The organism is Microcoleus sp. OTE_8_concoct_300 (assembly GCF_031383065.1).
In the GTDB taxonomy this organism is placed as follows: domain Bacteria; phylum Cyanobacteriota; class Cyanobacteriia; order Cyanobacteriales; family Microcoleaceae; genus Microcoleus.
The window spans coordinates 1-1,666 of the sequence record NZ_JANMZH010000639.1 but is presented as its reverse complement, the minus strand read 5'-3'; the positions used below and the strand labels follow the sequence as shown (position 1 = coordinate 1,666).

Annotated in this window: 2 protein-coding genes; one reads left to right on the top strand and one right to left on the bottom strand. The window is 50.0% G+C overall.

Translation table 11 applies throughout. From position 1 onward, the window contains the following. On the bottom strand, nt 1–184 hold a 184-nt coding region (locus ACUVJL_RS29020; protein WP_445249015.1), incomplete at its 3' end, for a hypothetical protein. 105 nt (nt 185–289) lie between these two features. Between ACUVJL_RS29020 and ACUVJL_RS29015 the strand changes: the two genes are divergently transcribed. Beyond that, nucleotides 290–1,666, top strand: a 1,377-nt coding sequence (locus tag ACUVJL_RS29015) for a DUF3854 domain-containing protein (protein ID WP_445249014.1), incomplete at its 3' end; no start/stop codon positions are given.

Here is a 1,666-nt window from a genome sequence, read left to right as displayed (position 1 = left end):
CCCCAAAATAAGTTGTAGGGAAGGCGGGTTTAACAGAGCTCGGGAAACAGGCAGTACCGTGAGACTGCGTGTGCATACAACCCACCAATAACATTAAGCTGGCTCTCATTTGCACGAGGAAGTCTGGCTTTTGAACGTCATATTCTTTTGACGCCAGAAAAGCTGGTTCCACTTGTGCTTTCAATTTTTTCAACAGCTAACTATAAACGCCAAAAAACCGCTGCTTGTAATTGGAACCTACGCTGCAACGGTTTTTGGTAATCAAACTCGCTATGGGCGAGCAAAATCCATGTACGACAATAATAACCCGATGAACGGGCAATTTTCAAGCACCGCAAAATACTTATCGAGCAAGCATCTCGCCGAATGGTGCGAGGGTTCAGCGGTTGACGAAGCGATTGCACGTCTCAACATCGAATCGCTGACTGTCAAAGAACTCAACGAGCGCATTCGTCCAAAAGAACTCATTAAAACGGGGGGCTGGTGGTGTCGAGGTGTCCAGTGGAAAACTGGTAAACTGGCTAGCAACTGGTACGGACAAGGCAAGCCAGACAAGCCACATCAGCCATTCGGTTCAAAACCGCGCAAATATCTGACGGGTAGCGGCATGGAACCCGACGCCATTTTCCTAGCAATGCCTGATAAAGATTATTGGGCAAAAGTTCATGCTGACAAGTCCATCCCCCGTTACTGGACGGAGGGAGTCAAGAAAGCTGGCGCTGGGTTGACTATTGGGCTTGCAACCATTGCTCTAACAGGTGTGTGGAACTGGGGCAAAGATGGGGAACTAGCACCCTTTGTGAAGGAGTGGGCACAACCCGGAACCGTTCACTACATAGACTTTGACTCCGACTATGCGGCAAACCCATCTTGCCGTGCGGCCATTTTGAAGTTTGGCCGCTTATTAGTTGAGTGTGGGTGTGAGGTACACATCACTGTTTGGGATACCCAGTTTAAAGGGATGGATGATTTCATCAAAGCTAACGGTGGCGAGGCTTTCAAAGAGGCTGTAGCAAGCGCGCCAACCCTAGCCAAGTGGGAGCAACAGCTTAAGAAAGGCGATCGCAAAATTGCTGATTTAAACCCTAATATTTCTCTAACTCGTCACCCGCGCACGCGAGAACAAGTAGTATGCCAGCAGTATGACAGTAGTGCAAGCGACTATATCCCCGACACTGCACCGACTCCAGAGCAAAACTACATCCAGAAAGCTGTCGAGGCGCTGTATTGTGGCGGACACTGGGCGTCGATAGCAGGACAGCTTTTTGAGTTCACCGGGACTCATTACCAGCTGCGATCGGAAGCTACCGAGAAGCGCCGCATCCTTGAGTGGTTGAGCACTTACTCTGAATTTGTGAAGGGGAAATATCGCTGCAACCGCGCCAACTCTGCCAGCTTCAAAGAGGTCTACACTTACATCCTCTCGGCTGTGGCAGTAGACCCCGATACCATCAATCCTGATGGGTTGAACACTACTAAAGGGGTACTGAAAATCAATCCCGATGGCTCTCACTCGCTTGTGCCGCATGACCCCAAAAATATCTATACCTATGTCGGCTGCACGTATGACCCCGACATTGACCCGACGGATTGCGATCGCCTGTTAGAGTGTCTTGAGCCGGCACAGCGTGAGATATTCCTGAGAACTGCTGCTGCTGCGTTGAAT